This window comes from Deinococcus sp. QL22 (assembly GCF_023370075.1).
GTDB lineage: Bacteria > Deinococcota > Deinococci > Deinococcales > Deinococcaceae > Deinococcus.
Genome location: NZ_CP097149.1, coordinates 2,362,678 through 2,389,042, shown reverse-complemented (window position 1 = coordinate 2,389,042; position 26,365 = coordinate 2,362,678). Strand labels below are relative to the sequence as shown.

Annotated in this window: 23 protein-coding genes; 13 read left to right on the top strand and 10 right to left on the bottom strand. The window is 63.1% G+C overall.

Going from position 1 to position 26,365, the window contains the following annotated elements:
* Positions 1–21 precede the first annotated feature (21 nt).
* The 4 genes from M1R55_RS12020 to fdhF all read right to left on the bottom strand — a co-directional run bounded on the left by M1R55_RS12020 (position 22) and on the right by fdhF (position 5,046).
* The gene (locus tag M1R55_RS12020; RefSeq protein ID WP_249391993.1) at positions 22–498 is read right to left on the bottom strand and encodes a hypothetical protein; all 477 of its coding nucleotides are present in this window, start codon (positions 496–498) and stop codon (positions 22–24) included.
* Positions 495–1,421 (bottom strand): formate dehydrogenase accessory sulfurtransferase FdhD, encoded by a 927-nt coding sequence (locus M1R55_RS12015; protein ID WP_249391992.1) that lies wholly within the window; start codon positions 1,419–1,421, stop codon positions 495–497. The genes M1R55_RS12020 and M1R55_RS12015 overlap by 4 nt, the downstream gene beginning before the upstream one ends.
* 5 nt (positions 1,422–1,426) lie before the next feature.
* On the bottom strand, positions 1,427–1,906 hold the full coding sequence (locus tag M1R55_RS12010; RefSeq protein WP_249391991.1) for a DUF1641 domain-containing protein: 480 nt from the start codon (positions 1,904–1,906) through the stop codon (positions 1,427–1,429).
* Between the two features lie 92 nt (positions 1,907–1,998).
* Positions 1,999–5,046 carry a formate dehydrogenase subunit alpha gene (gene fdhF, locus M1R55_RS12005; RefSeq protein ID WP_249391990.1) on the bottom strand — a complete coding sequence of 1,016 codons (3,048 nt, stop codon included), beginning with the start codon at positions 5,044–5,046 and terminating at the stop codon, positions 1,999–2,001.
* 201 nt (positions 5,047–5,247) lie between these two features.
* On the opposite strand from fdhF, the gene M1R55_RS12000 reads away from it, so the two are divergent.
* From M1R55_RS12000 to M1R55_RS11990, 3 genes are read left to right on the top strand one after another with little or no spacing between them, the layout of a single operon-like run.
* Positions 5,248–6,645 (top strand): MDR family MFS transporter, encoded by a 1,398-nt coding sequence (locus M1R55_RS12000; RefSeq protein ID WP_249391989.1) that lies wholly within the window; start codon positions 5,248–5,250, stop codon positions 6,643–6,645.
* Between the two features lie 52 nt (positions 6,646–6,697).
* A complete protein-coding gene (locus M1R55_RS11995) occupies positions 6,698–6,838 on the top strand; it encodes a hypothetical protein (RefSeq protein ID WP_249391988.1) in 141 nt (46 codons plus the stop codon).
* A gap of 33 nt (positions 6,839–6,871) precedes the next feature.
* On the top strand, positions 6,872–8,029 hold the full coding sequence (locus M1R55_RS11990; protein WP_249391987.1) for a hypothetical protein: 1,158 nt from the start codon (positions 6,872–6,874) through the stop codon (positions 8,027–8,029).
* A 24-nt stretch (positions 8,030–8,053) separates the two neighbouring features.
* Here M1R55_RS11990 and M1R55_RS11985 read toward each other — a convergent pair whose 3' ends face one another.
* Positions 8,054–8,752: a tyrosine-protein phosphatase gene (locus tag M1R55_RS11985; protein WP_249391986.1), complete on the bottom strand. Its 699-nt coding sequence runs from the start codon at positions 8,750–8,752 to the stop codon at positions 8,054–8,056.
* 233 nt (positions 8,753–8,985) lie between these two features.
* Between M1R55_RS11985 and gyrA the strand changes: the two genes are divergently transcribed.
* The 4 genes from gyrA to M1R55_RS11965 all read left to right on the top strand — a co-directional run bounded on the left by gyrA (position 8,986) and on the right by M1R55_RS11965 (position 14,165).
* Positions 8,986–11,415 carry a DNA gyrase subunit A gene (gyrA, locus tag M1R55_RS11980; protein ID WP_249391985.1) on the top strand — a complete coding sequence of 810 codons (2,430 nt, stop codon included), beginning with the start codon at positions 8,986–8,988 and terminating at the stop codon, positions 11,413–11,415.
* Positions 11,416–11,796: 381 nt separating this feature from the next.
* Complete coding sequence (locus M1R55_RS11975) at positions 11,797–12,420, top strand: helix-turn-helix domain-containing protein (RefSeq protein WP_249391984.1); 624 nt, start codon at positions 11,797–11,799, stop codon at positions 12,418–12,420.
* Between the two features lie 268 nt (positions 12,421–12,688).
* Positions 12,689–13,798: a DNA glycosylase AlkZ-like family protein gene (locus tag M1R55_RS11970; protein WP_249391983.1), complete on the top strand. Its 1,110-nt coding sequence runs from the start codon at positions 12,689–12,691 to the stop codon at positions 13,796–13,798.
* A 19-nt stretch (positions 13,799–13,817) separates the two neighbouring features.
* The gene (locus M1R55_RS11965; RefSeq protein ID WP_249391982.1) at positions 13,818–14,165 is read left to right on the top strand and encodes a hypothetical protein; all 348 of its coding nucleotides are present in this window, start codon (positions 13,818–13,820) and stop codon (positions 14,163–14,165) included.
* Here the strand turns inward: M1R55_RS11965 and M1R55_RS11960 are convergent.
* Positions 14,162–15,145 carry a phosphotransferase gene (locus M1R55_RS11960; RefSeq protein ID WP_249391981.1) on the bottom strand — a complete coding sequence of 328 codons (984 nt, stop codon included), beginning with the start codon at positions 15,143–15,145 and terminating at the stop codon, positions 14,162–14,164. The genes M1R55_RS11965 and M1R55_RS11960 overlap by 4 nt on opposite strands.
* A gap of 17 nt (positions 15,146–15,162) precedes the next feature.
* The gene (locus M1R55_RS11955) at positions 15,163–15,393 is read right to left on the bottom strand and encodes a hypothetical protein (protein ID WP_249391980.1); all 231 of its coding nucleotides are present in this window, start codon (positions 15,391–15,393) and stop codon (positions 15,163–15,165) included.
* 118 nt (positions 15,394–15,511) lie between these two features.
* Here M1R55_RS11955 and glmM point away from each other — a divergent pair, with 118 nt between their 5' ends.
* The 5 genes from glmM to M1R55_RS11930 all read left to right on the top strand — a co-directional run bounded on the left by glmM (position 15,512) and on the right by M1R55_RS11930 (position 21,353).
* On the top strand, positions 15,512–16,852 hold the full coding sequence (gene glmM, locus M1R55_RS11950) for a phosphoglucosamine mutase (protein ID WP_249391979.1): 1,341 nt from the start codon (positions 15,512–15,514) through the stop codon (positions 16,850–16,852).
* A 134-nt stretch (positions 16,853–16,986) separates the two neighbouring features.
* Positions 16,987–19,797 (top strand): DNA polymerase I, encoded by a 2,811-nt coding sequence (gene polA / locus M1R55_RS11945; RefSeq protein ID WP_249391978.1) that lies wholly within the window; start codon positions 16,987–16,989, stop codon positions 19,795–19,797.
* A 103-nt stretch (positions 19,798–19,900) separates the two neighbouring features.
* Complete coding sequence (locus M1R55_RS11940; RefSeq protein ID WP_249391977.1) at positions 19,901–20,149, top strand: hypothetical protein; 249 nt, start codon at positions 19,901–19,903, stop codon at positions 20,147–20,149.
* Between the two features lie 170 nt (positions 20,150–20,319).
* Positions 20,320–20,643 (top strand): hypothetical protein, encoded by a 324-nt coding sequence (locus M1R55_RS11935; protein ID WP_249391976.1) that lies wholly within the window; start codon positions 20,320–20,322, stop codon positions 20,641–20,643.
* 95 nt (positions 20,644–20,738) lie between these two features.
* Positions 20,739–21,353 (top strand): HAD family phosphatase, encoded by a 615-nt coding sequence (locus M1R55_RS11930; protein ID WP_249391975.1) that lies wholly within the window; start codon positions 20,739–20,741, stop codon positions 21,351–21,353.
* Positions 21,354–21,363: 10 nt separating this feature from the next.
* Here M1R55_RS11930 and M1R55_RS11925 read toward each other — a convergent pair whose 3' ends face one another.
* The 3 genes from M1R55_RS11925 to M1R55_RS11915 form a co-directional block, all read right to left on the bottom strand.
* Positions 21,364–21,693, bottom strand: coding sequence for a cyclic-di-AMP receptor (locus M1R55_RS11925; RefSeq protein WP_019010649.1), 330 nt, complete (start codon positions 21,691–21,693; stop codon positions 21,364–21,366).
* 215 nt (positions 21,694–21,908) lie between these two features.
* Positions 21,909–22,649: a 16S rRNA (uracil(1498)-N(3))-methyltransferase gene (locus M1R55_RS11920; RefSeq protein WP_249391974.1), complete on the bottom strand. Its 741-nt coding sequence runs from the start codon at positions 22,647–22,649 to the stop codon at positions 21,909–21,911.
* Positions 22,610–23,437, bottom strand: coding sequence for a 50S ribosomal protein L11 methyltransferase (locus M1R55_RS11915; protein ID WP_249391973.1), 828 nt, complete (start codon positions 23,435–23,437; stop codon positions 22,610–22,612). The genes M1R55_RS11920 and M1R55_RS11915 overlap by 40 nt, the downstream gene beginning before the upstream one ends.
* Before the next feature lie 327 nt (positions 23,438–23,764).
* On the opposite strand from M1R55_RS11915, the gene M1R55_RS11910 reads away from it, so the two are divergent.
* Positions 23,765–26,203, top strand: coding sequence for an HD-GYP domain-containing protein (locus tag M1R55_RS11910; protein WP_249391972.1), 2,439 nt, complete (start codon positions 23,765–23,767; stop codon positions 26,201–26,203).
* Positions 26,204–26,365: the final 162 nt, after the last annotated feature.

The window sequence follows — 26,365 nt, the reverse complement described above, 5'->3', positions numbered from 1 at the left end:
GCGTGAAGGCTGGCTCAAGATTCAGGCCACTGCCCAGCCAAATGCAGAACGGTACACCGCATAAACCAGGTGGGATTCAAATTCACCACTCTCGGCACACAGAAATACATCCTGCCCTGTCGCTTCAGCTAGAACGCCCAGCAAGTGGGTCAGGCGGGAAAAAGCGGCTTCATCGGGCACGTCCAAGGGGTGCAGGGTGGCTTCCATCGGGTCTAGACCAAAGTTGAGGAAAAACACGACTTGCAGCGCACCTTCGCCGCCCAGACAGGGTGTATCGGCGTGAAACTCGGCCGTATATTCTTTACCCGTTGCCAGAAGTTCTATCTCAGCCAGATCGGGCAGTGGTGCAGGTTCGCCGCCGATCAGGAAAGCGCAGGGGAAGGCCCGGTCTAGCGCGTGTATGGCGCGGAGCCACGCAGCGGCATCGGTGCCAAAACTCCAGAGGTTGAGCAAGGAGCCGTCCCAATCGAAGGCATCGGCCAACTCTGCCCGCTTCATGGCCCTACCCGCGCTGCGCCCGAATATACAGTCAGGCGATCTGCTCGCGCCCAGCCGCACAAAGTGAGGCCGAAGGTAGCAGCGGTTTCGGCGGCAAGGCTGGTGGCCGCACCTACCGTGACCACCACCGCCACGCCGCCCGTCACCGCCTTCTGCACAATCTCGAATCCGGCGCGGCTGCTGACCACCAGAATGCTGTCCGAGAGGGGCAATAACTCGCGTTCCAGCGCCCAGCCCATCACTTTGTCGGTGGCGTTGTGGCGGCCTATATCCTCGTAAGCGCATAGACACACGCCGTCTGGCCCGAACAGGCCCGCCGCGTGTAGCCCGCCCGACGCCGCGAATCCCGGCTGAAGCGCCTGCAGGCGCCCCGGTAATCCGGCCAAAAACGCGGCGCTGATACGGACTTGCTCTGATTCCCGAACATCCGTAACGACACCGGATGTTCGTCCATCGCCGCCAGCCCGTCCTTTTTGCTGCTCGCTTCGCTCGGATGATTCTCGCGAATCATCGCAATTTAGGATGAGGGAACCACCCGTCCAAACTGGCAGGGCCGCCCGCACCGCCAGCCGTTCGATACTGCCTGTGCCACACACGCCGCACGCGCTGGAGGAGACTCCTGGCCGCGCCCACGCCGCCAACCGCTCAAATTCGGGTGTATGCAGGCCCATCACGTTCGGATTCTCCGGGTCAGCCTGCAATTCCAACCCTGTCGGCCACAGCCCTTCCGACAAAAGCCAGCCGCGCACCAGTTCGGCGTCGGCTCCTGGGGTTCTCATCAGCACCCCCAGCGTGACCGGGCCAGACGGCGTGTGCAGGCGCAGTTCCAGCGGTTCCTCTACCGCCAAAGTCTCGGACTTTTCCCCCATCCCGCTGCCGGAATAGACCCTTGCAGGCCACGGCGTCAGCGCAGGATCGGACATCAGGCCTAGTTCTCCCCGGCTTCCCGCAAGGCGCGGCCCGCTCCCTTCAGCACACCGAACACCGCCCCCAGCGCCAGTTGCACATCGGGGTCACGCAGCAGGCCCAGCAATTCGGGCAGGCCGATGCCCCGGTTTCGGGACGAGAATTCAGCCACGTATTTGGCCCCCTCACTTACGCCAGCGCTGACGGCCTGCCCCAGCACGCGTACCTCGTCCGGGTTCAGCGCAGAGGCGGTTTTGCCCAGTTCCACCACGTTTTTAATCAGGGTGGTGCTGCTCTCGCCCGCCAGCAGGTGCAGGGCCGAGGCGCTGAGGCCCTCGCCGCCGCGCACCAGCCGCACCAGCACGTCCAGCACACCATGTTCGTGCAGTTCACGCAGCAGGCGCAGGCTCTCGGCCAGGGCTTCGGCAGAGTCGGTGACTGAAGCGTCAAGTTGTTCTTGGGCGGTGGGGGGCTGAGGGGTGAATTCTAGGGCTTTGGCCATGTGGGGACTCCGGGGTGAATGGGCGGAAAGGTGGAAGGTGAACCCTCCCGTTGCTTTGCAACGCCCCCCCTTAGAGGGGAGGACAAGTGCATTCAGTCATCCCCGCCCAATCGGTCAGACCTAGCATTCAGGCTGTCTCCCAGCATAGGCAACAAGCCACCAGGAAACACATAGTCGGGCCTCGACCACTTGCGCTCCACTTCTACCCCGGTTTGTGGCGTGGGGTTGCCGTAGCGCGAGTTGCCCCTCGGCAGCGGGTTCGGGCTACCCTCCGGCAGCACTTCCATCCGTACCGCCGTGTCCTTGTAGGCGGGCGTATTGGTCACGGTGTCCCTGTTGTTGCCCGTCAGACGGTTCACAGCGTCCTCGGCGTGGCGGGCGTTCATGGGCACATAGACCTCATGGCCGCTGACCCGCCCGGTGATGTGGGCCTGCACTTTCACCGCGCCGTTGGGACTGATCAGGCGCACCCACTGCCCATTTGTGATCTGGCGTTCGGCGGCCAGTTCGGGGCTGATTTCTACAAAGGTATCGGGCACGCTGGCAGCCAGCCCAGCCACCCGGAAGGTCATGTTGCCCTCGTGGAAATGCTCCAGCATGCGCCCGGAGTTCAGGTGCAGGTCAAATTCGGCATCGGGCGTGTGCTGGCGCGGCTGATAGTGCGCGGGATAGAGGCGGGCCTTGCCGTCCGGAAAATTGAAGCGGTCTGCGTAGAGCAGCGGCGTATCGGTGCCGTCCTCGGCCACAGGCCAGCACAGCGAGTCGAAGCCTGCCAGACGTTCGTAGGTCACGCCCGCCATGATGGGCGTCACGCGGGCAATCTCGGCCATGATTTGGGCAGGGTGCGTGTAGCCCCAGCTATAGCCCATACGCCCTGCCACCGCCGTATAAATTTGCCAGTCGGGGCGCGTGCCCTTCAGGGGTGGCATAGCCTCATACAACCGCTGCACCCGGCGTTCGGTGCTGGTAAACGTGCCTTCTTTTTCCAGTGCGGAAGCGGCGGGCAGCACCACATCGGCGTAGCGGGCGGTATTCGTGAAGTAGAGATCCTGCACCACCATGAAGTCCAGCGCCTCATACCCCTTCTCCAGATGGTTGGCGTTGGCGTCGGTGAGGCTCATTTCTTCGCCGGTCAGCCAGAGGGCCTTGAGTTTGCCCGCTATGGCCGCGTCGATCATCTGGGTGTTGTCCAGCCCGCGCTGGGGTCGCAGCCGCACGCCCCATTCGCGCTCGTGCGTCTGCACGGTCATCGGGTCACTCACCTTCTGGTAGCCGCTGACCTGATCGGGCATGGCCCCCATGTCGGACGCGCCCTGCACGTTATTGTGCCCACGCAGCGGATACGCGCCAGTGCCGGTGCGCCCATAATTGCCCGTAATGAGCAGCAGGTTGCTGATGGCCGTACTCGTTTCGCTGCCGCCGCACTGCTGGGTCACGCCCATGGCCCACAGAATGCACACGCCGCCCTTGGTTTTATCCTGCCCCGCCGCCACGATTTGCCGCGCTAGAGCTTCGATATCTGCCGCCGGAAGTCCGGTTTCAGCCTCGGCGTAGGCCAGCGTGAAGGCGTCCACACTGGCGCGGAAGTCTTCCAGGCCGTTCACGCGCTCACGCAAGAAGACGTCGTCGGCCCAGCCGTTTTCCAGAATCAGGCGCGAGAGGGCGCACAGCCAAACGAAATCGGTGCCGGGGCGCGGGCGCAGGAACGTGTCGGCGCGGCGGGCCAGTTCGTGTTCGCGGATGTCCACGACTACGAGTTGCGTGCGCCCCAGCTTGTGCGCCCGCTTCACGCGGGTGGCCAGCACCGGATGACTCTCGGCGGTGTTGCTGCCCACCGTGATGACCAATCGGGCGTTTTCTATGTCGTGAATGGTGCCGCTGTCGCCGCCGTAGCCCACCGTCCGCATCAGCCCCTGCGTGGCGGGCGACTGGCAATAGCGCGAGCAGTTGTCCACGTTGTTGGTACCTATCACCTGCCGTGCAAACTTCTGCACCAGATACGCTTCCTCGTTGGTGGCCTTGCTGGAAGCGATAAACGCCAGAGCATCCGGCCCATGCTGCCCCTTAATTTCGCCCAGACGCCACGCGATCAAGTCGAGGGCTTCGTCCCAACCTGCTTCGCGGAATCGCCCGTTTTCACGAATCAGCGGCGTGGTCAGGCGGTCTTCGCTGTTCACGTAGTCCCAGCCGAATTTGCCCTTTACACACGTCGAAATGCCGTTGGCTGGCCCCGGCCCCGGCTCCACTTTCAGAATGTGGCGGTCTTTCGTCCAGATGTCGAAAGAGCAGCCCACGCCGCAATAGGTACACACGGTTTTGGTCTTCTGAATGGACGCCGAGCGCGTCTGCGCCTCCACATCCGACACGTTCATGATCAGTTGCAGGCCGCTGGAATGCTCCACACCCTTGACCAGATCAATGGCGGCCTCGAACACGGGTTTGGGCAGCGCCGTCAGCAGGCCCGCCTCGCCCAGCATGGACTTTTCCATGAGTGCGTTGCAGGGGCACACGGTAATGCAGTGGCCGCAACTGACACAACTGGAATCGCCAATCGGCTTGCCGCCGTCCCACTGCACGCGGGGTTGCTCGGCTTCCCAGTTGATGCTCAGGGTTTCATTGACCTGCACGTTCTGGCAGGCCTCCACGCAGCGCCCACACAGGATGCACTGATCGGGGTCGTAGCGATAAAAGGCGTTGGAATGATCCTGCGCCAATCCTTTGGGCTGAAAAGGCCGTGTGGGATGGTCTACACCCAGCAGTCCCAGCGTGTTGTGTACCGTGCAATTGCCGTTGCTGTTGTCGCAGACGGTGCAGTACAGGTCATGGTTGGCGATGATCCGGCTGTAGGCGTCGCGCTGGGCAAGGCGGGCGGCCTGCGTCTGGGTGCGAATAGTCAGGCCCGCCGTGATGGGGGTTCCGCAGGCCCGGCCCACCACGCCATTCACTTCCACGGCGCAGGTATCACAGGTCTGGATCGGCCCCAATTGCGGGTGATAGCAAACCTGTGCCAAGTCGATCCGGGCGCGGTTGATCACGTCGATCAGCGGCTCCCCGACTCGGCCCATGAAGGCCACGCCGTCTATTTGCACGGCCACTTCCGGCCCGCCTGCCGCCCGCAGTGGCCCTCGCTGAACCTGCATGCGAGTTGTTCGGTTCTGCTGTTCCGTCACATTGCCTCCGCCCTGCACGAATAAGAACGAGTATAGGCGGGGTCAGTTCAAAATCTAGGCCGTAGAGCTTGCACATTCTGTGGTGCGCCGCAGGCCCGCAATGCATTGATGACCAACTTCTGAACGCTTCCCCACCCTCTCCCGCCTTCCAGCAGGCGTAGGCTGGCCCGCATGACGGTTCCCTCCCCCACTCCGCAGCAGGGCCTAGATGCCCGCCGACTTGCCACCACTGGCCTGGTTCTGGGCGTATTTCTGGCGGCCCTCGAAGCCAGCGTGGTGGCCTCGGCCATGCCCAGCGTCATTGCCGATCTGGGCGGCGAGCGCTGGTACGCCCTGCCCTTTGCCGTGTTTCTGCTGACCAGCACGGTGTCCAGTCCTTTATGGGGCCGCGCCTCGGATGTGCTGGGGCGGCGGCGGCTGTACCTGATCGGGGTGGTCGTGTTCCTGCTGGGCAGCGCCCTGTGCGGCATGGCAAACAGCATGGGCTGGCTGATCGCGGCGCGGGCGTTGCAGGGCCTCGGCGCGGGGGCAGTGTTGCCCCTCACGCTCACGATTATTGGCGAAACCTACGCGCTGGCCGAACGCGGGCGCGTGCAAGCCTTTATCAGCGGCGTATGGGGCGTGTCGGGACTGGCGGGGCCGCTGCTGGGCGGCTGGCTCACCGATAGCCTGTCGTGGCGCTGGACTTTCTTCGTCAGCCTGCCGTTTGGAATGCTGGCGCTGTACATCGCCTGGCGGCACCTGAAGGAAACGGGCACGCCCCGGCCCGCCAAACTAGATTGGCTGGGCGCGGGCCTGTTTACGCTGGGCAGCGGCCTGACGGTGTGGGGACTGGAAAGCCGCCTGTGGCTGATGGTGGGCGCGGGGCTGCTGATTTTGGTGGCGGCCATCCTGCTGGAGCGCCGCCACCCTGCCCCGCTGCTACCGATGCGGGCGCTGCAAGAACGGCTGCCGCGCATCGCTTTTGCAGGCAACTTCTTGGGCGGGGCCGCCTACTTTGGCGTGATCGCCTACCTGCCGCTGTACGCGCAGGGCGTCACGGGGGGCGGGGCCACTGCTGCCGGGGCGATCCTGACGCCGATGCTGGTGGGCTGGACACTGACCGCAATTTTGGCCGCCCGACTGCTGAACCGCATTCCTCTGGCCCGCATGACCCAGACCGGATTTGCCGTGCTGGTGGTCATGTTTGCTGCCCTGATCTTCGCCGTTCACGCGCCGCTGTGGGTCACGTCGGCGCTGGGCTTCGCGGTGGGCATGGGCATGGGCTTTGCCATGCTGAGCCTGCTGCTGGCCGCACAGGAGGGCGCACAGAAGGGAGAACTGGGCGCAGTCACCAGCGGCGTGCTGTTTGCCCGGCAGATGGGCGGGGCGTTGGGCGTGGCGGTCATGGCCCTGCTGATCGGGCCAGCGGCGATTGCGGCGGGCGGCTTCGAGTTGGCCGAAGGGCTGCGCCGCGCCTACGAACTGGCGCTGGGACTGGTGCTGCTGGGCCTAATCCTGAGTCTGATGCTGCGGGTGCGGCTGTCGGGCGGCGGGCAGGGCGTAGGGGCGGCGGGGCAGGAGGGGTAAAGTTCGGCCCTTCTCATCCTCCGTTCTGGTCACTTTGTGCGACTGTAGAGCCGTGCCATTCCTCCGTCCCTTTCTGCTGGCCGCCCTGCTGTTGGGCAGCGCCTCAGCCACCGATCTCCGCATCTACCCCAGCTTTGGTGAGGTGCGCGAACAGGTTAACTTGACCGCTACAGGGGGCAAACCCGCTGCCTAAAAACTGGCTTTTGGCCGCGCCGCATGGAACTTAGTGCAGCCGGGCAGTCTCAGCCTCACGGGGACGCCGCTGCTGCGCCTGCACACCCGGCCCACAGACCTCGACTGGCTGATCACTCAGGAGGGCCAACCTGTGACCGTGCTACGGACAGGTCAAGCGCCACTTTCCGGCACGCTGATTCGGGCTGAAGACCTGCTGGTGCGGCTGGAATCCGGGGCTTACCTGAATGTGCAGGCCAACGAATTGGGCTTTGCAGAGCAACCCCCACGAGGTTGGCTGGGCGGCAGCATCACGGCACGCTTCGAGTCGGCGGCCAGTGCAACCCAGAAAGCTGAGATCAGCTACCGCACCGCTGCTCTGTCTTGGAAGCCACGCTACGAGCTGACAGCCAACGCCGCACAGGCGACTTTGGCAGCGTTGGCTGAACTCCGCAACATAGGTGATCGGCCCTTTACGGGCGAGCGCGTGGACTTGTTTGCAGGAACAGTGCAGACGGTGGTACAGACTGGGCAGGTCACGGCAGCGCAGGCGACTTCGGATAGAGCCTTTCCCTTACCCACCATGCCCGGTTCGGGCAGCGCAGGCACCGCCTCCTCCATTTCCAGTCTCGGTGAATTGCGTGGGCTGCAACGCTACGCACTGGCCGGGGCCGTCACACTGGGGCGCGGCGAAACGTTGACCCTGCCGTTCTTGCAGCCCAAGATCACGGCCTTCACGCGCTACAACAGCATCAGCACCTATTTCAACCCGCAGAACAGTTCGGGTCAGACCAGTCGGCGCTACAAATTTACGCCTAATGGTTCCAGTTTGCCCGCTGGCACGCTCTCGGTGCGCGAGGGTGGGGCGCTGGTAGGCACCGTGCAACTGGCAGCCACACAGGGCGGCAAGCCAGTAGATGTTGACCTCGGTGCTGACCCCGAACTCCGGTTCGCCCGCACGGTCAAGCAATTGGGTCTGGAAAAAGCGCCTGATGGCCGGATTCTGAGCACCACTTCCCAGGTCACCTACACCCTGACCAGCACCAAAACTCTGGCCACGCGGGTGCAACTGCGCGAGTCGCTGTATGGCCGCCTCGTGGTGGTGGATGGACAGGTATTGCCCGCCAACCGCCAGAACAACGTAGAGCGGCGCGTAGATGTGAAGGCAGGCGGAACAGCCACCATCAGCTTTAAGGTGAAGATTGGGAACTGAGCGCGGCGAGGTCAGCAGTAATATTCAGTCCCGCTCGGACAGCCGATGCGCCAACCCATCCTGTTCGTTCAAACTTAGCCCATGAGTCTTTAAATACGGCCTGACTCCGGCCCAGTGCGTGTCCAAGTGTTCTAGGGCCGTCAGAATATCGGCAGGATTAGTACACTCAAACGGAGCGAATCTTGCCCAAGCTTCCGTACTTTTCTGGTTCCGTTGATCCGCATAAAATCCTTCCAGTTCCGGCCCTGTCGCGGCGTAATCGGCAGCGATTTGATCACGCGTCAGCCCCACAAGTTCGGCACACAGCGCCACGATCAGGCCGGTGCGGTCTTTTCCTGCGTGGCAATGAACCACGACCGGGCCGGGCGGCGCATCTAAAATCGCACCCAATACAGCCACCATTTGATTGCCTGCATGGTCAAGATAAAGACGGTAAAAATCAGCGTTGCTGGTGGCTTTTTTGCTCAGTTCGTCCAATTCTTGGTTGCCCAGCGGCACAAGCGGCAAGTTGAGGTACTCTGCCTGTCCCACAAAGGGCGGGGCGTCTATCTGCCGTTCCATTCGGTTCCGCAGGTCAATGATGCGGCTGGGGTGCAGGGTCATGAGATCGGCCCGCCCCTGTGCGCTCAGACGACTCAAATTGCCGCTGCGAATCAGCCCCGGTAAGGAGAGCCGGAAGTTTAAAGCGCCATCTGGAACCGGCCTGGATTCAGCGTGAGTCATCCAAGACAGTCTGAGTAGGTCAGCCTGACCCGGCCACCCCCCAACACCCTGTTTTGCCCGCCCCTGTGCGGTACAATAGGGGCAGTTGAGGGAGCATCTGCCGTTACGCTTACAGCATAATGTGATAGACTCGTTCCATTCCCGGCAGGGTTTGCCGGGCTTCTCATCCCCCCGGTTGGCGGTCTCTTTCTCCGCCAACCCGCCTGACGCCCTGCGGCGCAGATTGGAGTCTCATGACCGGAATTCTTCCCGTTGACATCACCACCGAAGTCAAAACCAATTTCATCAATTACGCCATGAACGTGATCGTAGACCGGGCGCTGCCAGATGTGCGCGACGGCCTGAAGCCTGTGCAGCGGCGAATCATGTACGCCATGCTGCAAGAAGGCCTGATGTCGAACACCAAGCACGCCAAGTCGGCCAGCGTGGTGGGCGAGGTCATGAAGCGGTATCACCCACACGGCGACTCGTCCATTTATGACGCGATGGTACGCCTGGGCCAGTGGTGGAACATGCGCTACCCGATGGTCGATCCTCAGGGCAACTTCGGGTCTATGGACGGCGATATGGCCGCCGCCATGCGCTACACCGAAGCCCGCATGACCAAGGTGGCCGAAGAACTGCTGGCCGACTTGGAAAAAGAGACCGTAGACACCAAGCCCAACTACGACGAAACCACCACCGAACCCACCGTTCTGCCGTCCGCCATTCCCAACCTGCTGGTCAACGGCGCGTCGGGCATTGCCGTGGGCATGGCGACCAACATTCCGCCGCACAACCTGACCGAGATTTGCAACGGCCTGCTGGCGCTGGTGGACAATCCCCAGATCACGCTGGATGAGATGATGGAACACGTCAAGGGGCCAGATTTCCCCACCGGCGGGCGCATCAGCTTGCAGGGCATCCGTGAGGCCTTCGCCACCGGACACTCTGGGCTGAAGGTGCGCGGCAAGGCCCGTATTGACGAGAAGAACGGGCGTTCGCAGATCATCATTTCCGAGATCCCCTACCAGCTGAACAAGACCAACCTGCTGCAGACCATCAGCGCGATGTACAAGGCCGGGAAGATTCCCGACATCAGTGCCCTGCGCGACGAGTCTGACCGTAAGGAACCCGTCCGGATCGTCATCGAACTCAAGCGCGGTGCGATTCCCACGCTGGTGCTGAACCAGCTCTACAAGTACACGCAGCTGCAGAGCACGTTTACGGTCATCAACCTGAGCATCGTAAACGGCGAGCCGCGTGTGCTGCCCCTGATCGACACCATGCGCTACTTCCTCGTTCACCGCCGCGATGTGGTCACGCGCCGCACGGCCTACGAACTGAAGAAGGCCGAGGAACGTGCCCACGTGCTGGAAGGCCTGATCAAGGCGCTCGATCATATCGACGAAGTGATCTCCTTGATCCGCGCCAGCAACACCGGAGCCGAGGCCCGCGACGCGCTGATGGCCCGCTTCGGCCTGACCGAATTGCAGTCTCAGTCCATCCTCGATATGCGCCTGCAACGCCTCGTGGGGCTGGAGCGCGAGAAACTGACCAACGAATTCAACGAGTTGCAAGTCACCATTGCCCGCCTGCGTTCCATCCTGGGCGACGAAAAACTGCTGTGGCGCGAAATCAAGAAGGAACTGCGCGATATCCGTGACCGTTACGGCGACGAGCGGCGCAGCACCATCGTCCTGTTGGAAGAAGACATCAACCGCGAAGACCTGATCGCCGTGGAAGACATGGTGATCACCATGACCCGCGCCGGATACCTGAAGCGCACCAACATGGATGCCTACCGCGCTCAGGCCCGTGGTGGACGCGGTGCCAGTGGCGGCAAACTGCGCGACGAGGACATCAACACCCGCGTGTTCGTGGGCAGCACGCACGATTACCTGCTGTTCTTTACCGATCAGGGCCGCGTGTTCCATGAGAAGATCTACGACCTGCCGGAAGCGGGCCGCGACGCCAAGGGCACGCACATTCGCAACCTGTTGCCGTCCTTGCGCGAAACCGAAAACATCGCCAGCGTGCTGAGCGTGAAGGGCTTCGAGGAAGAGGGCAGCTTCGTGTTCGCCACCCGCAAGGGCATCGTCAAGAAGACCCAGATCACCGATTACGGCAACATCACGTCGGCCGGCCTTATTGCCATCAACCTGCAACCCGGCGACGAACTGATCGGTGTGGGCATCGTGTGCGAGAGTGACCACATCGTGCTGGCAAGCCGTGAAGGACAGGCCATGCGCTTCGACGCTGCCGAAGTCCGCGATACAGGCCGCGCCACGCAGGGCGTGATCGGCATGCGCCTTCGTGACGACGACATCGTGGTCAGCATGGCCCTCGTGCCCGGCGGCGACGAAACCAGCGAGCTCCTCAGCATCAGCGAGTTTGGCCTTGGCAAGCGCACCCCGGCAGGCGACTACCCCAGCAAGGGGCGCGGCGGCCTCGGCGTGATTACCCTGGACGTGACCGAGCGCACCGGCAAACTGGTCACGCTGGCCCGCGTAGCAGGCGACGAAGAACTGATGGTGCTCACACAGAAAGGCACCGTGATTCGGACTCGCGTGGAAGAAGTGCGAACCACAGGCCGCAACGCGCAGGGCGTGAAGGTCATCAACATCGGTGACAAAGACCGCGTGATCAGCGCCTTCCCGGTTCGGAAGGAAGACGAACTCTAAGCTTCCAACCAGACGCCGCGCCCGGCCCCAGTGGTTAGGCGCGGCGTTTTCTGATAGCCCGCTCAAGGCTTGCCCAATCCTGGTGACAATCCGGTCAGTCTTGTTTTGCTTATCTCTTTATAGGAACGCCACAGGGCCACAAGCACACTGAGCGCCCTATGAGTTTCTGCTCTAGACAGAATATGAGTTGCCAAGCGTGCAGTACGCCACTTACATTCGGGCGTAAACTCACCCTACTTCGTAAGCTAAATGCTGATTAAAGAAACAAAAGTGTTTACAAAAATGTGATTCTAGGTTACACTGTGATCAACGTTGGGAAGGGTGTGAGCCCCGCCCCCAGCGTCCTTCCTTCCCCGAATCCACCGCCTGGAGGCGACGCACATGACACAGACCAGCCATAAGACCAATACCAACAACCGCACCTTCGTCGACACCGTGACCTACCGCCCCGGCGCAGTCATCCTGTACCCCGGCAAGAGTGACATGCTGTACCGTGTCGCCAGCGGCCTGATCCGCGTGCATACCATGGACGACGACGGCAACGGCCTGACCCTGCGCTACGTGAAGCCCGGTGAGTATTTTGGCGAGGAAGCCCTTGCAGGTGTGAACCGCGCCTACTTTGCCGAAGCTGTGACCGACAGCAGCGTGGACGTGATCAACCCCGCCCTGATGAGCGCCGAAGACAACCTCGTGGTCACGACCCACCTCGTGCGGACGCTGGAGCGCGCCTACGAAAGCATCTACCGCCTGGTCGGCAAGCGCCTGCGTGCCCGGATTGCCGGAGAACTGCTGGAGCTGAAGGACACCGCCCTCGCCACCCAGCTCGACAGCGGCGAGACCATGATCTATGCCACGCACGACGAACTGGCCGCCGCTGTGGGCAGCGTGCGCGAAACCGTGACCAAAGTGGTGGGCGAACTCAGCCGCGAAGGCGTGATCAGCGCTGGCTACGGCAAGATCACCCTGCGCAACGAGAAGCAACTGCAAGAAATCGCCGCCGCATAAGCCTAAAACCAACGTCTCCTAAACCGCTCTGGCCTTGTGCCGGGGCGGTTTTTTGCGCGTGCCTGCTTACACGGACTCCACTTCATTCCGCTACAACCTTACCGCTTGCGGCTCCATAACGCGTACTCTTTCCTATCTCTATCCGCTCGGATTTCAGGCCCAAACTATGGGGCTCTCAAGGCGGTTTACGTCTTCCATTTCAAGCCTGCCCACTGACTTTACCTTCCCTCAACGCGCTCCAGCCCACACCGCCCCTTATTCTTCTCCTATGCCCGACCACCCCACCGCCCTCACCCCGGCCCACTTGCGGGCATTGGCACTCCGCACGCTCGGCCCGCAGCCCTCCATTCAGGCCGCACTGGACAGCATGAAATTCGTGCAGGCCGATCCGATCCGGGTTCCGGCGCGTGCCCAAGACCTGACGCTGATGGCGCGGGTGGCAGGCTACCGGGCCGGAGATTTGGAGCAACACTACGCCGCGCTGGACGCCGAGGAAGACATGTTGCCCAATTACGGCTTCGTGCCCCGGCAGGTGCAGGCGTGGCTGCATCCGCGTGAGGTGGCCCCCACCCGCATAGAGCGCGAGCATCCGGCGCTGCTGGACGGTGTGCGGGCGCTGCTACAGGAGCGCGGCGAACTGCACCCCAAAGAGGCGACGGCGGCACTGGGCGTGGGCCGGGTACAGAACGCCTGGGGCGGGCAATCCAGTGGCGCCACACGGGCGCTGGACGCTCTGCATTACCGGGGAGAGGCGCGGGTGCTGCGGCGGGTCTCAGGCGTGCGGGTGTACGGCCCCGCCCCGCACCTGGCCGCCCTGCGTGCCGATCCTGTGCCGGATACAGAGCGCGTGCAACACGTCGTTTCTCTGCTGGCCCACCTGTACGGCCCACTGCCCGAAGCCAGTTTGAGCTATCTCGTCGGCCTCAGCGGGTTTGGGCTGCCGCACCTGAAAACCTCTTTGCGGGCGGCCTTCAAACTCGCGGTGAAAGAGACCTTGAGAGGCGCGAAGGTAGACGGCGTGCGCTATGTCTGGCCCGCCGAGTGGGAGCTTGACCACTCCTCTCCCCCGTCCGGCCTGCGGATCGTGGGGCCGTTTGACCCGCTGGTGTGGGATCGCCGGCGCCTCGAGCATTTGCACAGCTGGGCCTACCGCCTGGAGGCCTACACGCCGCCCGCCAAGCGCCAATTCGGATACTACGCGCTGCCGATTTTTTGGGCCGAACGCGCGGTGGGCTGGGCCAATCTGCGGGTAGAGGCGGGCGAGTTGCAGTCCGACGTGACATGGCTGCCAGAGGTGCGGGAAACGGCGGCACTCCGCAAGGGTTTAGCGGGAGAATTAGAGCGCTATAAGGCATTTTTGGGACTGAAGAACAGTTGAACAGTGTAAACTGGCGATCATGACCAACAGTCTTCAATCTCAATCTCGTGGGCAGGCTATGGCCGAACTGCTGGTGCGCGGGAGTCTGTATGGGTTAGGCGCGGCGGCGGTGGGCGCAGGCCTCGGCTCCGCGCTGGGGCTGACCGGGGCGCTGGAGGGCCTCAACTGGGCGGGCATCTTGCTGTGGATTCTGGCTGGGCTGATGGTCAAAGGTTCGTTCGGTACAGCGGCGGCAGAAGCGGCAGGCCGGGGCCGCTTAGGACAGGGCACGAGGCGAGCCGAATTGCCGTTTGCACCTATGCTGCTGGCGTTGGTGGCGGGCGGCGTCTGCTTTGTGATGGCATGGCTGCTCAACAATCTGGCTTAGTCAGACCAGTTTTCCCAAGCCGCCGCCGCCCGCTCCAGCGCCTCGCCTACCCCGCTTTCCCGGTCTGTGGTTCGGGCCGCCTGCCGTGCGGTAGACAGCAGATTCAGGGCCAAGCCCGCCCGTTCCTCGTTGGCGAACTGTTGGGGCGAGAGCGTCAGCCCGTGCCGCGCAAGTTCGGCCAAGTAGGTGGCCCGCAGGCCGGGGCCAAGGCGCAGGCGTTCGGCGGCATTCAGGCGCAGGGCCAGCAGGTGAGCGAAATCCACACCCAGCGGCGCGGCCTGCGTCTGGCCGTAATCGATCAGAATGGGCGGCCCGCCCCCCTCCGGCCACAACACCTGCCCGGAATGTATATCGCCGTGCGCGAGGGTGACGCCGGAGGTAGCGGCCAACAATTCCGGCAACTGGCGGGCAGCGTCCTGTACAGCAACGCCGGAGAACTGGGCAATCTCTCCCGCCTGCCGAATGGCCCGCGCTGGATTCCATGTCCATTCCATTTGGGCTGTAGGCGCACTCAATTCGGGGCGATTCCACCAGAAGGCATGGTGCAGCGCCAGCAAACGCACGATGTCCAGCAGGGCCGCTTCCCGCGCCTCGTCAGTGGCAAAGGCTCCCCAGCCCAGCGTGGAATTGGTCAGGTCAACGGTGATCAGGTGGGCGCGGCGGCCCTCTGGATCAAGGGCAGCGTGCAGCAGCGGCGCGTGTGGCACGGGCGACAGCGGTGCAAGGTCACAAAGGTAGGAAATTTCGCGGGCCAGGCGGTGGTAGGGGCGCGGCTGTTGGGCGGCGGCGGGTAGGTATTTCAGGAACAAAGGCCCGTGTGCCGAGGCGTAACGGGCAAACCCGGCTCCCTCGCCCGTCCACGCCTCCAGGCGGCGCAGCACACCGGGAAAGGCAGCCCGTACACCCGGCGACAGGCGCGGCGAAACGGCGGGAGCCTCTAACCTCTGGGCTTCCCGCGGACGGTTCAGCCAATGCAACAAACCTCGGTGAAGCAAGCCTATGCGATCAGCGAGAACAGGCCCACCACGCCGCCAAGGGCGACCACGCCCGCCAGCACCACGCTGAGGCAGCCGAACATCCCGCGCCGACGCCCCCGGTGCCGGGCATGCCCCCGACGCCCGTAGCCCACGTGGTGGCCGCTGCTGGAATGGCTGTGTCCCCCCAACAAGCCCCCCCGCTTGCCACTGCTGCGACTGAACGAAAACGATCCGGCAGAAAATCCACTCATGCCACGTGTTACGTGAGGGCCACACAAAGGGTTCCCAGTTTGACCGGGTTCAACGTTCCACCGGGCCGCCCGATACACACCGCACTCATGACACTCAGGGGCGTATGATGTCCCGACTATGAGTGACCGCAAGTATTTTGGAACAGATGGCGTGCGTGCTGTAGCGGGCGAATTTCCGTTGACGGCAGCCTGGGTGATGGCGCTGGGAGCCGCCGCCGGAGAGGTGCTGCAACGGGCGTCAGGCGGCAAAGGCAGCGTGGTGATCGGCAAAGACACGCGCCAGAGCGGGGATATGTTGGAAGCCGCACTCGCGGCGGGCCTGACCAGCCGGGGCGTCACGGTGATCCATGTGGGGGTGCTGCCGACACCGGGCGTCAGCTACCTCACGCGCCACCTGAAGGCCGATGCAGGCGTGGTGATCAGCGCCAGCCACAATCCCTACGAAGACAACGGCATCAAGTTTTTCGGGCGCGACGGTCAGAAGCTGAGCGACACCACCGAGCATGAAATCGAAGCCGCGATAGACGAGGTGGCTTCGTTTGCCCCCGTCACGGGCATCGCGCTGGGCAGCGTGACCAACTACACGGAAGCCGAGCGCCTCTACGTGAATTACCTGAAGTCTCACGCGCCCGACCTGACCGGGCTGCGGGTGGCGATGGACTGCGCCAACGGGGCCGCCTTCCGGGTTGGCCCGAAGGTGTTTCAGGCCGCTGGAGCCGACGTGTTCGCCGTGTACACCACGCCCGATGGCCGCAACATCAACCGCGAATGTGGCAGTACGCACATGGCCCACCTTCAACAAATTGTGCGTGAGGGGAAGTACGACCTCGGCGTGGCTTTCGACGGTGACGCCGACCGCGCCCTGATGATCGATTCTCGTGGCAACGTGGTGCACGGCGACCATATGCTGCTGCTGAATGCCCGCGCACGCGGCGACAAGGCTGTGGTGGCCACCATCATGACCAACATGGCGCTGGAAGTGAAACTGGGCGAGGCGGGCATTCCGCTGGAGCGCACCGCCGTTGGCGACCGCTACGTCCACGAGAGACTGCACGGGCAACACCTGACTTTGGGCGGCGAGCAGAGCGGGCATGTGCTGTTTCTGGATGTGTCGCCCACCGGAGACGGCGTGCTGACCGCCCTGCTGACTCTGGCGAGCATGCGCAAGCTGAACACCACACTGGACGCCCTGCACGACGAACTGGTGATGTTCCCTCAGACGCTGGTGAATGTGCGTGTGAAAGACAAGAAGGCACTGGCCGCCGACGCGCACGTGCTGGCCGCCGTTGCCGTAGCAGAAACCCGCCTGAACGGGCGTGGCCGCGTGAATCTGCGCCCCAGCGGAACCGAGAACCTGATCCGCGTGATGGTGGAAGGCCCGGACGAAACCGAGATTCATGAAGTGGCGAAGATTCTGGCCGCAGTGGTGGAAGAGCGGGGCAACGCGGCAGGAGCGTAAAACCGTAAAAACAGGAGAGTGGATCGTGGGGAAAGCCAAACCACGATCCACGTTCTCTGTTTGCCCCGCAACTCCGGCAGCTTCCGCAATCCTTTTTAAGCGGCGCAGCGGCCTTCGTATGAGAGAATGCCCGCATGACGACCCCCACCGACGATGCCCCGAACGGGGGGCAGTCCAAAGCAAATCCGAATACGCTGGTGCTGATAGACGGGCACGCGCTGGCCTTCCGGTCTTATTTCGCGGTGCCGCCGCTGAACAACAGCAAGGGCGAGGCGACCAACGCCATCGTCGGATTCCTGAAAATGACGCTGAGGCTGGCGAGGCAGGCCAACAATCAGGTCATCATCGTGTTCGATCCGCCCGTCAAGACCTTCCGGCACGAGCAGTTTGAGGGGTACAAGTCGGGCCGCGCCGCTACGCCCACCGACCTGCCCGGCCAGATCAACCGGATTCGCGCCATCGTGGACGCCATCGGCTTTCCGAGGCTAGAGGAACCCGGTTACGAGGCCGACGACGTGATCGCCTCAATTACGCGCATGGCCGAGGGCCGGGGCTTTCAGGTGCGGATCGTGACCAGTGACCGCGACGCCTACCAACTGCTCGACGACAGCGTGCGCGTGATCAGCAACGACTTTTCCCTCGTCGGGCCTGCCGAGGTGCTGGAAAAATACGGCGTGACCGTGCGGCAATGGGTGGACTACCGTGCTCTGACCGGAGACGCCAGTGACAATATTCCGGGGGCCAAGGGCATCGGGCCGAAAACGGCTTCCAAACTACTTCAGGAATACGGCACGCTGGACGCGGTGATGGCTGCCGCCAAAGCGGGCACATTGGAACCCAAAGGCACGCGGGAAAAGCTGATCGCCTCTGAAGCAGACGTGGCCTTCAGTCATCAGCTGTCGTGCATGGTCACCGACCTGCCGCTAGACTTGGAATTGGGTGTAGGAAGGCTTCCCGGCGACCCGGTGCAGCTGGAAGTGCTGCTGGATGAATTGGAATTGCACACCCTGAAACGCGATATCGCGGCCATGATCGGCGGCACGGGCGGGCCGGGGGCCGAACCGTTTATGGCCAAAAGTAAAAGTGCGCCCGGCTCCTCTCCACAGGCGCAAACGCCCCGCGAAGACACCGCCAGTTTTGAAGCACCCGCATTGGCTGAGTGGAAAACGCCCGCCCAGAGCGTGACCTGGGGTTACGTGCTGTCACGGGAAGATGACCTGACCGCTGAACTGACGGCGGCGGCGACCTTTGACGGCAAGCTGGCGCGGGTGGCCCCCCTGATCGAGCCGCAGCGGGAGACAGCCAGCACCGCGCCCGCACCCGGCGGCCTGTTCGACGACGTGCCAGACGGTGCCGAAGCTGCTGCACCCCTGACCAAGACGCAGCAGAAGGCCGCCGAAAAAGCCCAACGTGACGCCGACAAGGCCGCGCAGAAGCTGGCGATTCAGTTCCCGGCGACCGTCAGCGAGGCCGAATTCATCGGGCAGCGCACCGTGACGGCCGCCGGAGCCAAGGCACTCGCCGCCCATCTGAACGTGCGCGGACTGAAGGTGGAACCGGGGGCCGACCCGCTGCTGATGGCGTACCTGCTTGACCCCGCCAACACCGCCATGCCCGCCGTGAGCCAGCGTTATCTGGGCACGCTCTGGCCCTCCGAAGCCGCTGGCCGCGCCGCGATTACCCACCGACTGCTGGAAGTATTGCCGCCTATGCTGGATGAACCCCGCCGCAAGCTCTACGACGAAATGGAGGTACCGCTCGCCGCCGTGCTGACCCGCATGGAAGTGCGCGGCGTGCGGCTGGACAGCGCCTATATTCGTGGGCTGGCTGATGCCACGTCTGCCAAAATTGCCCGCCTGGAGGGCGAGATTCACACCCACGCGGGCCGGGTCTTCCCTATTCGCAGCCGCGACCAGCTGGAAGCCGTGCTGTACGACGAACTTGGACTGGCAAGCGGCAAGAAAACCAAACTGACGGGCAAGCGCACCACCGCCATCAGTGCGCTGGAACCGCTGAGAAACGAGCACCCGATTATTCCGGCGCTCTTGGAATACCGCGAGCTGGAAAAACTGCGCGGCACGTATCTGGAACCGCTGCCCAAGCTGGTGAATGCCCGCACGGGCCGCCTGCACACCACGTTTGCCCAGACGGTGGCCGCCACGGGCCGTCTGAGCAGCCTGAATCCGAATCTGCAAAATATCCCCATCCGCTCCGAAACGGGGCGCGAGATTCGCAAAGGTTTTATTGCCGACGAGGGCTTTTGCCTGATCAGCGCGGATTACTCGCAGATTGAGTTGCGCCTGCTGGCCCATATTTCGGGCGATAAGCTGATGCAGCAGGCCTTTCTGGAAGGCGCGGATATTCACCGCCGCACCGCCGCGCAGGTGCTGGGACTGGATGAAACCACCATTACCGCCAACCAGCGCCGCGCTGCCAAAACCGTTAACTTTGGCGTGCTGTACGGCATGAGCGCCCACCGCCTGTCTAACGATCTGGCTATTCCCTACGCCGAGGCCGCCGGGTTCATCGACACCTATTTCAGCACCTATCCGGGCATTCGCCAGTACATCGACACGACGCTGGCAGAGGGCCGCGAGAAAGGCTACGTGGAGACGCTGTATGGCCGCCGCCGCTACGTGCCGGAGCTGAACGCCACCAACCGTACCCTGCGTGAGGCCGGGGAACGGCTGGCCTACAACATGCCGATTCAGGGCACGGCTGCCGACATCATCAAGGTGGCGATGGTGCAACTGGACGCACAGCTGGAGGCGATGGGCGCACGCCTGCTACTGCAAGTTCACGATGAACTGTTGATCGAAGCCCCTGAAGATTGCGCCGACGAAGTGGCCGCCCTGACCCAGCGCGTGATGGAGGGGGCCGCGCACCTGAGCGTGCCGCTGGCCGTAGAAGTGGGCGTGGGGCCGAACTGGTACGACACGAAGTAATGTCCTGGCAGACTAGATAATTCAATTCAAGCCAGATTGACAAGGCCAGTGAGCATAAATTGATGTTTCAACTCGTGCTGAAGAGTCACTCCAGAAGATTGATGTGGAAGAAGATTTGGTTCGTTTTGCAAGTAACGAAATTATCAACTATGTGAACGCGCAACCCGAAAGCGCGGATACTGTGGAGGATATACATCAATGGTGGATACAGTGGCCGGGTACACCTGAACCGGTGGCGATAACTTTGGCGGCACTGGGACAACTAGAAAGGGACGGCTTCATGCAGATGGTTCCGATAGCCAATCGCAACACCTGGCGGAGGCGCAGAGAGGATTCTGAACGTGAAGAGTGACGGTCACTCCTCAGCACGAACAGCAGTCCTCTACTAAGGAGTGACCATTGCAGTTGACGAAACGACTCCTTCTCGTCAAGCTCCACGCCGCGCTGACCCAACCTTTACCCACACTTCAGAAGGGGGGCAGTCCTACCGTGTGTCCCCTGCCGATGCGGTCTTCTGCACCTATGACCGATTCCCTGACTTCGACACTGGCCCTTTTGACGGGCGGCGCAGAGCAAATTGATGTCCAGACCGCCGTGCCGCAACTGTTGGCCGCGCAGTCTACTCTGGCTGCCGAGGAACCCGCCCCCGCCAAAATGCTGGCCGCCCAACTGGGCAAACTGGCCGAACTGCTGCAAGCGGGCATGACCACCGAAGCCAACGCCTCCCTTCCACCTATAGCCGCGCAGGTGGAACAGTACGCCCATACCCTGCCCGAAGCCCAGCGCCCCTCCCTGATGGCAGTGGCCGAGAAGTTGCACCTGGCCGATGGCGGGCTGGACGCCTAAAGCAACCAACTCAAAGCTGATGCAGAAAGCTGGGGCCAACCCCCGGCTTTTTTGTGTGCCCCCAACTCTTCAGAACAGACGCTAGGCTGACGGCCATGACCCTTCCCACTCCCCGCATCACCACCATCTTCTGGGACATCGGCGGCGTGCTGCTGACCAACGGCTGGGACAGAGAGCAACGGGCAGGCGTGGTGGCACGTTACGGTCTGGACGCCACCGATTTTGCCGAGCGGCACAAGCTGGCCGCGCCCGAACTGGAACTGGGACGCATGGATCTGGAGGCGTACCTGGCCCAGACCGTGTTTTGCACGCCCCGCGACTTCTCGCCCGACACCTTCCGTGAGGCGATGCACCAGCAGAGTCAGCCACACCCGGAAACACTGGCTCTGGCCCGCGGTCTGGCAGGCCGTTACCGCCAGTATTCACTGAACAACGAGGGCCGCGACCTCAACGCCTACCGCGTCGCCACGTTCGAGCTGGACGCCTTCCTGTTAGGATTTTTTACCTCCTGCTACCTAGGCATGATGAAACCCAGCCCCACCATTTACCGCACCGCACTGGACTTGGCAGGCGTGCGGCCAGAGCAAGCGGTGATGATCGATGACCGCGCCCAGAATGCCGAGGCAGCACGCGCGGTAGGCATGCACGCCGTGAAATACGAGAGTGCCGAACAGCTGCGGTCAGAATTAGAAGCACTCGGCGTGGTGTAACTCTTCAGCTTTAAACCTTGACGAACTCCTGCACACCCATCACGAACATGACTGCGCCGCCCACAGGTACTTCTACCGGGTCGCTGACCAGGCCCTCGTTCTGCTCGCCCATCGGTACGCCGGGGGTCACGAGACGGGTGCGGGCGCGGCAGGTCTGCTGCACATGCCGTTTTAAATCGGCCAGCCGCTCATCGGTCACGCCGATCATGAGGGTGGTGTTGCCTTCGCGCAGGAATCCGCCGGTGCTGGCGAGTTTCGTCACTTCAAAGGCGTTCTCGGACAGCACCCGAACCAGCGCAGAGGCGTCTGCGTCTTGAATAACAGCCAGCACGAGCTTCATGAGGCGCAGGATACCAGAGGGACGGTGAGGGCGGCGTCAGGGGTGCGGAAAGGGCATCTCAGGGTCGAGCGTCTAAGGAACTAAGGAAAGGATTCCAACGGACTCCCAAGTCCTTGTCTTCGCTCTTTTCAGAACTGAAATGTCACCAGCAAACGCACTCGCCCCAATACCTTAGACCCTCGACCTTTGGTCCCTTAGACGCCCTTCCTGGCCCCTCAAACCCCCGTCGCAACAATGGCCCCCAGCAGCGCAATCGGCGCGGTTTCGGCCCGCAGAATCCGGGGGCCAAGCGTCACCGACACTGCCCCACGCTCCTGCAACTGCGACACTTCGGGGTCAGAAAACCCGCCTTCTGGCCCAGTCAGCACCGTGACGGGCACTTGCCAATCCAGGTGGTCGGCAATTCGGGCACGGCTGCCGGGATGGGCCAGAAAGAGCGTGCCCGACCAGACGAGCTCGGCCAGAGGGACAGGCTCCAGCACTTCGGGCGTCACCGCGCGGCGGGATTGTTTGCTGGCTTCTTCGGCCACCCGGCGCAGGCGCAGCAGCTTTTGCGTGCCGATTTCGCGGGCGTCGGCATGGCGCGTAATCAGCAGTTGAATGCGGGCCACGCCCAGTTCGGTGGCGGCGCGGGTCACGTCGCTGAGCTTGTCGCCCTTGAGGAGCGCAATAGCGAGTGTGACGGGCTGCGGCGTTTCGGCGGTGGCCTGCACGCCCGCGCCCAGGGTCAGCACCGCGCCCAGTTCGGTCAGGTCGGTCAGGGTGGCTTCGGCCTCGTTCCCTTGCCCATCAAACACGCGCAGGCTGTCGCCGGATTGCAGGCGCAAGACCAGCACATGCCGCGCTTCACGCGGGCCAAGCAAGATGGTGGGCGTCAGGGCGTCTACCTTGATTCGCACAGTCGTGATCCGCACAGTCACCTTGCGGCGGGAGCGCGGGCCGTCAGCAGCACCCATTCACCGTCGTCCCGCACCTGCACGGCCTCAAAGCCTTCCCGGTCTAAGGCTTCACGCACCAGCGGCAGCTTATTCGTCAGAATTCCGGTCAGGATCAGTGGCCCACCCCCCCGCAAGTGCGCGGCGTATTCCCCGGCCAACAGGTCGTGCAGTTCGGCATAGAGGTTGGCGACCAGCACATCAAACGGCTCGCCTTGCCAATTGGCATCCTCTCCATCTGGGCTGCCCAACCCCAGCGAGCCTTCCTCGAAGCGGCTGCGTCCGGCGGGCACACTGTTGATCTCGGCGTTTTCGCGGGCAATCGGAATGGTGATGGGGTCGATGTCCACGCCTACCGCGTGGTCTGCACCCAGCAACGCGGCGGCGATCGCCAGCACGCCGCTGCCTGTGCCCACGTCCAGCACCCGCAATCCGTCCAAGTCCAGTTCCGAGAGGGCTTCTACAGCCATGCGCGTGGTCGCGTGGTGGCCTGTGCCAAAGGCCATGCCGGGTTCGATAATCAGCGGCAACTGCCCATCCCCGACTTCGTGCACCAACCACGGGGGCACAATCGTCAGGCGGCCTGCCTTGACCGGACGCAAGGTGCGGCGAAACTCGGCTTGCCAGTCCTGTTCGGCTTCCTCTTGCCACTCGCCGTCCGAAATATCGGGATGCAGTTCGCTCTGGGCGTCAAAATAGGCGCGGATCAGTCCGGCGCGTTCTTCCAGGCCCGTGGCTCCCGCCTCCCACAGCAGATCGAGGTGGGCTTCGCGGGTTTCAAAGGTTCCGGGCAAGTGGTACACCAACATAGGCCAGAGTGTAGCGGCTGACCCGCCTGGTTGGCTGGGACGCTTTACCTCACCCAGGACGAGTACGGTGTAGATTTACTATTCGGTGGGTCAATTAAGGCCCTTCTACGTTAGGTTGCCCTTTCAAGATCAAGACGCTGCTGGGACATCCACACGCCAAGACCCTGACCAGCAAATTTCCAACAGTCTTTTGAAATCCGGAGTTTAGCTTTACACTCAGGAATAGCCTCGCCCTCCCGTGGTTAGAAGAGAGCAAGCAATGATCTGGGGGATGATTTGAACGACAGCTGCACCACATCGCACGCGCCAGCCGGGGCGAATGCTGTTGTGGCAGATTCCGGTGTGGGCCAGCCCACCAGAGGTGAGGTGGCGTGGCAGTTCGCACCCGGCAAGGCGAGGCTGTGCCTTCATCCTGATGGGCAATTGTCGGTCGAGTCGGCGTCCCCAGACAAGTTGCGGGCGGCGCTGGCCTGGCTGCCCTGTATCCGCGAACGACACCTGACGGCGGCCCGACTGACTGGGCATGCCCGGCTGTCTGGTGCGGCCCCGGCGGGTGTGAGGTGGCCGGGTCAGCAGCGCCGCACGGCCACCGCCGATCTGTATTTCAGCGGCCCTATTCAGCAGCGGTTTGGTCAGCAGCCGTCGGGGGAGCAGCCGTCCGGGGAAGCTGGGCTGGGCAGTGCCGAAGCCTCTGTCAACACGGCCTCCATCAACACAGCCGCCCCCAGAGACAAGCGCCACCCCCGCATGCAACCCGTGTATTTGACGCTGCGCTGGCCTTCTGCCCAAGCTGCGATGCCCCCGCCCAAGGCCTTGGCAGCGTCTCCGGTGGCGACTCCTGCCCCCATGCTGGGCTGGCTGGCCCTGCCCTTGCCGGATGCATTGGCGGCAGTGGTGGCCTTCTGGCAGGCGCAGGGTACCGGGGCACAAGTCCATCTCAGCGACGGAGTGATGCTGCACACAGCGCGGAACGCGGCTTACGAGGCCGCATTAGACGGCTCCGAAGCCCACCACTTCTCCGAGCTGATCTACGCCCCAGACGGCACCCCGATAGGTTGTCTCTCGGTGAGGAACCCTCTGGCCGCAGCTGGAACAAAGACCGCTGTTTCGTCGGCAGAGCCGGAACCATGGGCGGCCCTGCCCGTGCTGGCATTGCTGGCCGCCCAGGCCCGCGCCCAGTGCCAAGCCGAGCGACGGGATCGGGCGGCCCACCTCAGCAGCGTGCTGCACCGCGATCTGCTGGCCCTCGCCACCCACGACGCGCCACCCGACGCCCCTCTGCATTCGGCCATGCGGCTGGTAGGGGCCAGAGGCGCGGCGCTGATTACGGTGCAGCGGGCAGAGCCGTCGTCAACGCCCGATTCTCAGCGGCCAGCCCAAGCATTTTGCCCGGTTCAGTTGGGCACCCTCAGTCCGGCCAATCTAGACGGTCTGATCGGGAGTGTCTTGGTGCGGCGGTTGGCAGCGGGACACGATCCCACGCCGTTCGTGCTGGCTTTCGGGCGGTCGGCGGCGCGTCAGGCCACCCTTGTTGTGCCGCTGCGGGCGGCTGGGCCTCTGGCTGGGGCATGGGTCTTCCAGTGTCCGTATTGGCCTTCACACCCTAACCCGGACGCATGGAAGGCGTTATTGGAAGCCGCCCAACATCCCGCGCACCTCCAGAGCTTGCTGGGCGACCTGCCCGGTTCGGGCTCAGATGGACACCTGACTGCGCTGAGTTTGCTGCGGAGTTTAGGGGAAACCGATATTCCGTATACGCTGGCCCAACGCGGACTGACCCATCTGACCAGCCGAACGGGGGCACAGTCGGGCACCTACCTGACGGTGCAGACCACGCGGGGTTCGGAAGGCGGCGCGGCAGACCTGACCTCTATTGTGCAGGTGGGTCAAGAGCAACTGACTGTGCCGCAGGGCATGTTGCAAAGTGTAGCCAGCGGCGGCGAACAACTGCTGCTGAGTGCCCCGCATCCGATGTTGCCGCTTCCGCTGACCAGCGCCCTGCTGACGCCCATTTTTTCGTCGGGGCGCACCACCGGCGTCCTGGCACTGCTCGACACCCGCGAAGGAGCCAGCCCCGCCCCCGAAACACCCGGCCTATTGGCTCTGCTCGCGCAGCGGGTGGGCAGCGCTGCCGAACGCTATGTGGCCCTGCGAACCCTGGCCCATACCCGCGAGCAGGCCTTCCGGGTGCTGGGCACGGTGCTGGAATACCGCAGCTACGAGACCAAGGGACATACTGACCGCGTGACCGAACTGGCCCTGAAACTCGGCCTGTACCTCGACCTCGATTTCAGCCAACTGACACACTTGCGCTGGGGCGCATACCTGCATGACCTCGGCAAAATTGCCATTCCGGACGCGGTGCTGCTGAAAACTGGCCCTCTGACGGTGAGGGAGCGCGAGCTGATGCACCAACACGTCACCATTGGCGAGCAAATGCTGAGAGAACAGGAATTTGTGCCGCCCGAAGTACTGAGCGTGGTGCGCCACCACCACGAACGCTGGGACGGGCACGGCTATCCCGACGGCTTGGCGCAGCACAACATTCCGATGTTGGCGCGGCTGTTTGCGGTCGTAGACGTGTACGACGCGCTGACCAGCGAGCGCCCTTACAAAAAATCGTGGACGCAAAACGACGCCCTGTTCGAGATGCGCCGCATGGCAGGCACGCACCTGGATCCCGACATTCTGGAGCAGTTTGAAGGCGTGCTGCGGAGTCTGGATGACGGCAGCGCCCGTGCGGATTCGGCAGAACTAGACAGTTGAGCAGCGGTTCAAATTGGGTTGGCCGAGGTTGAAGTTCGGTTGAAAAGTTGTGGTTTCGAGGCAGTTGGCTGCGAGGCTCTTGCGCTGCTGAAACAACTGGTTCCTACCAGCGACTTGCCCTAATTCCCAAACGTTGTCATCCGGGGCAAACGACGACCACAG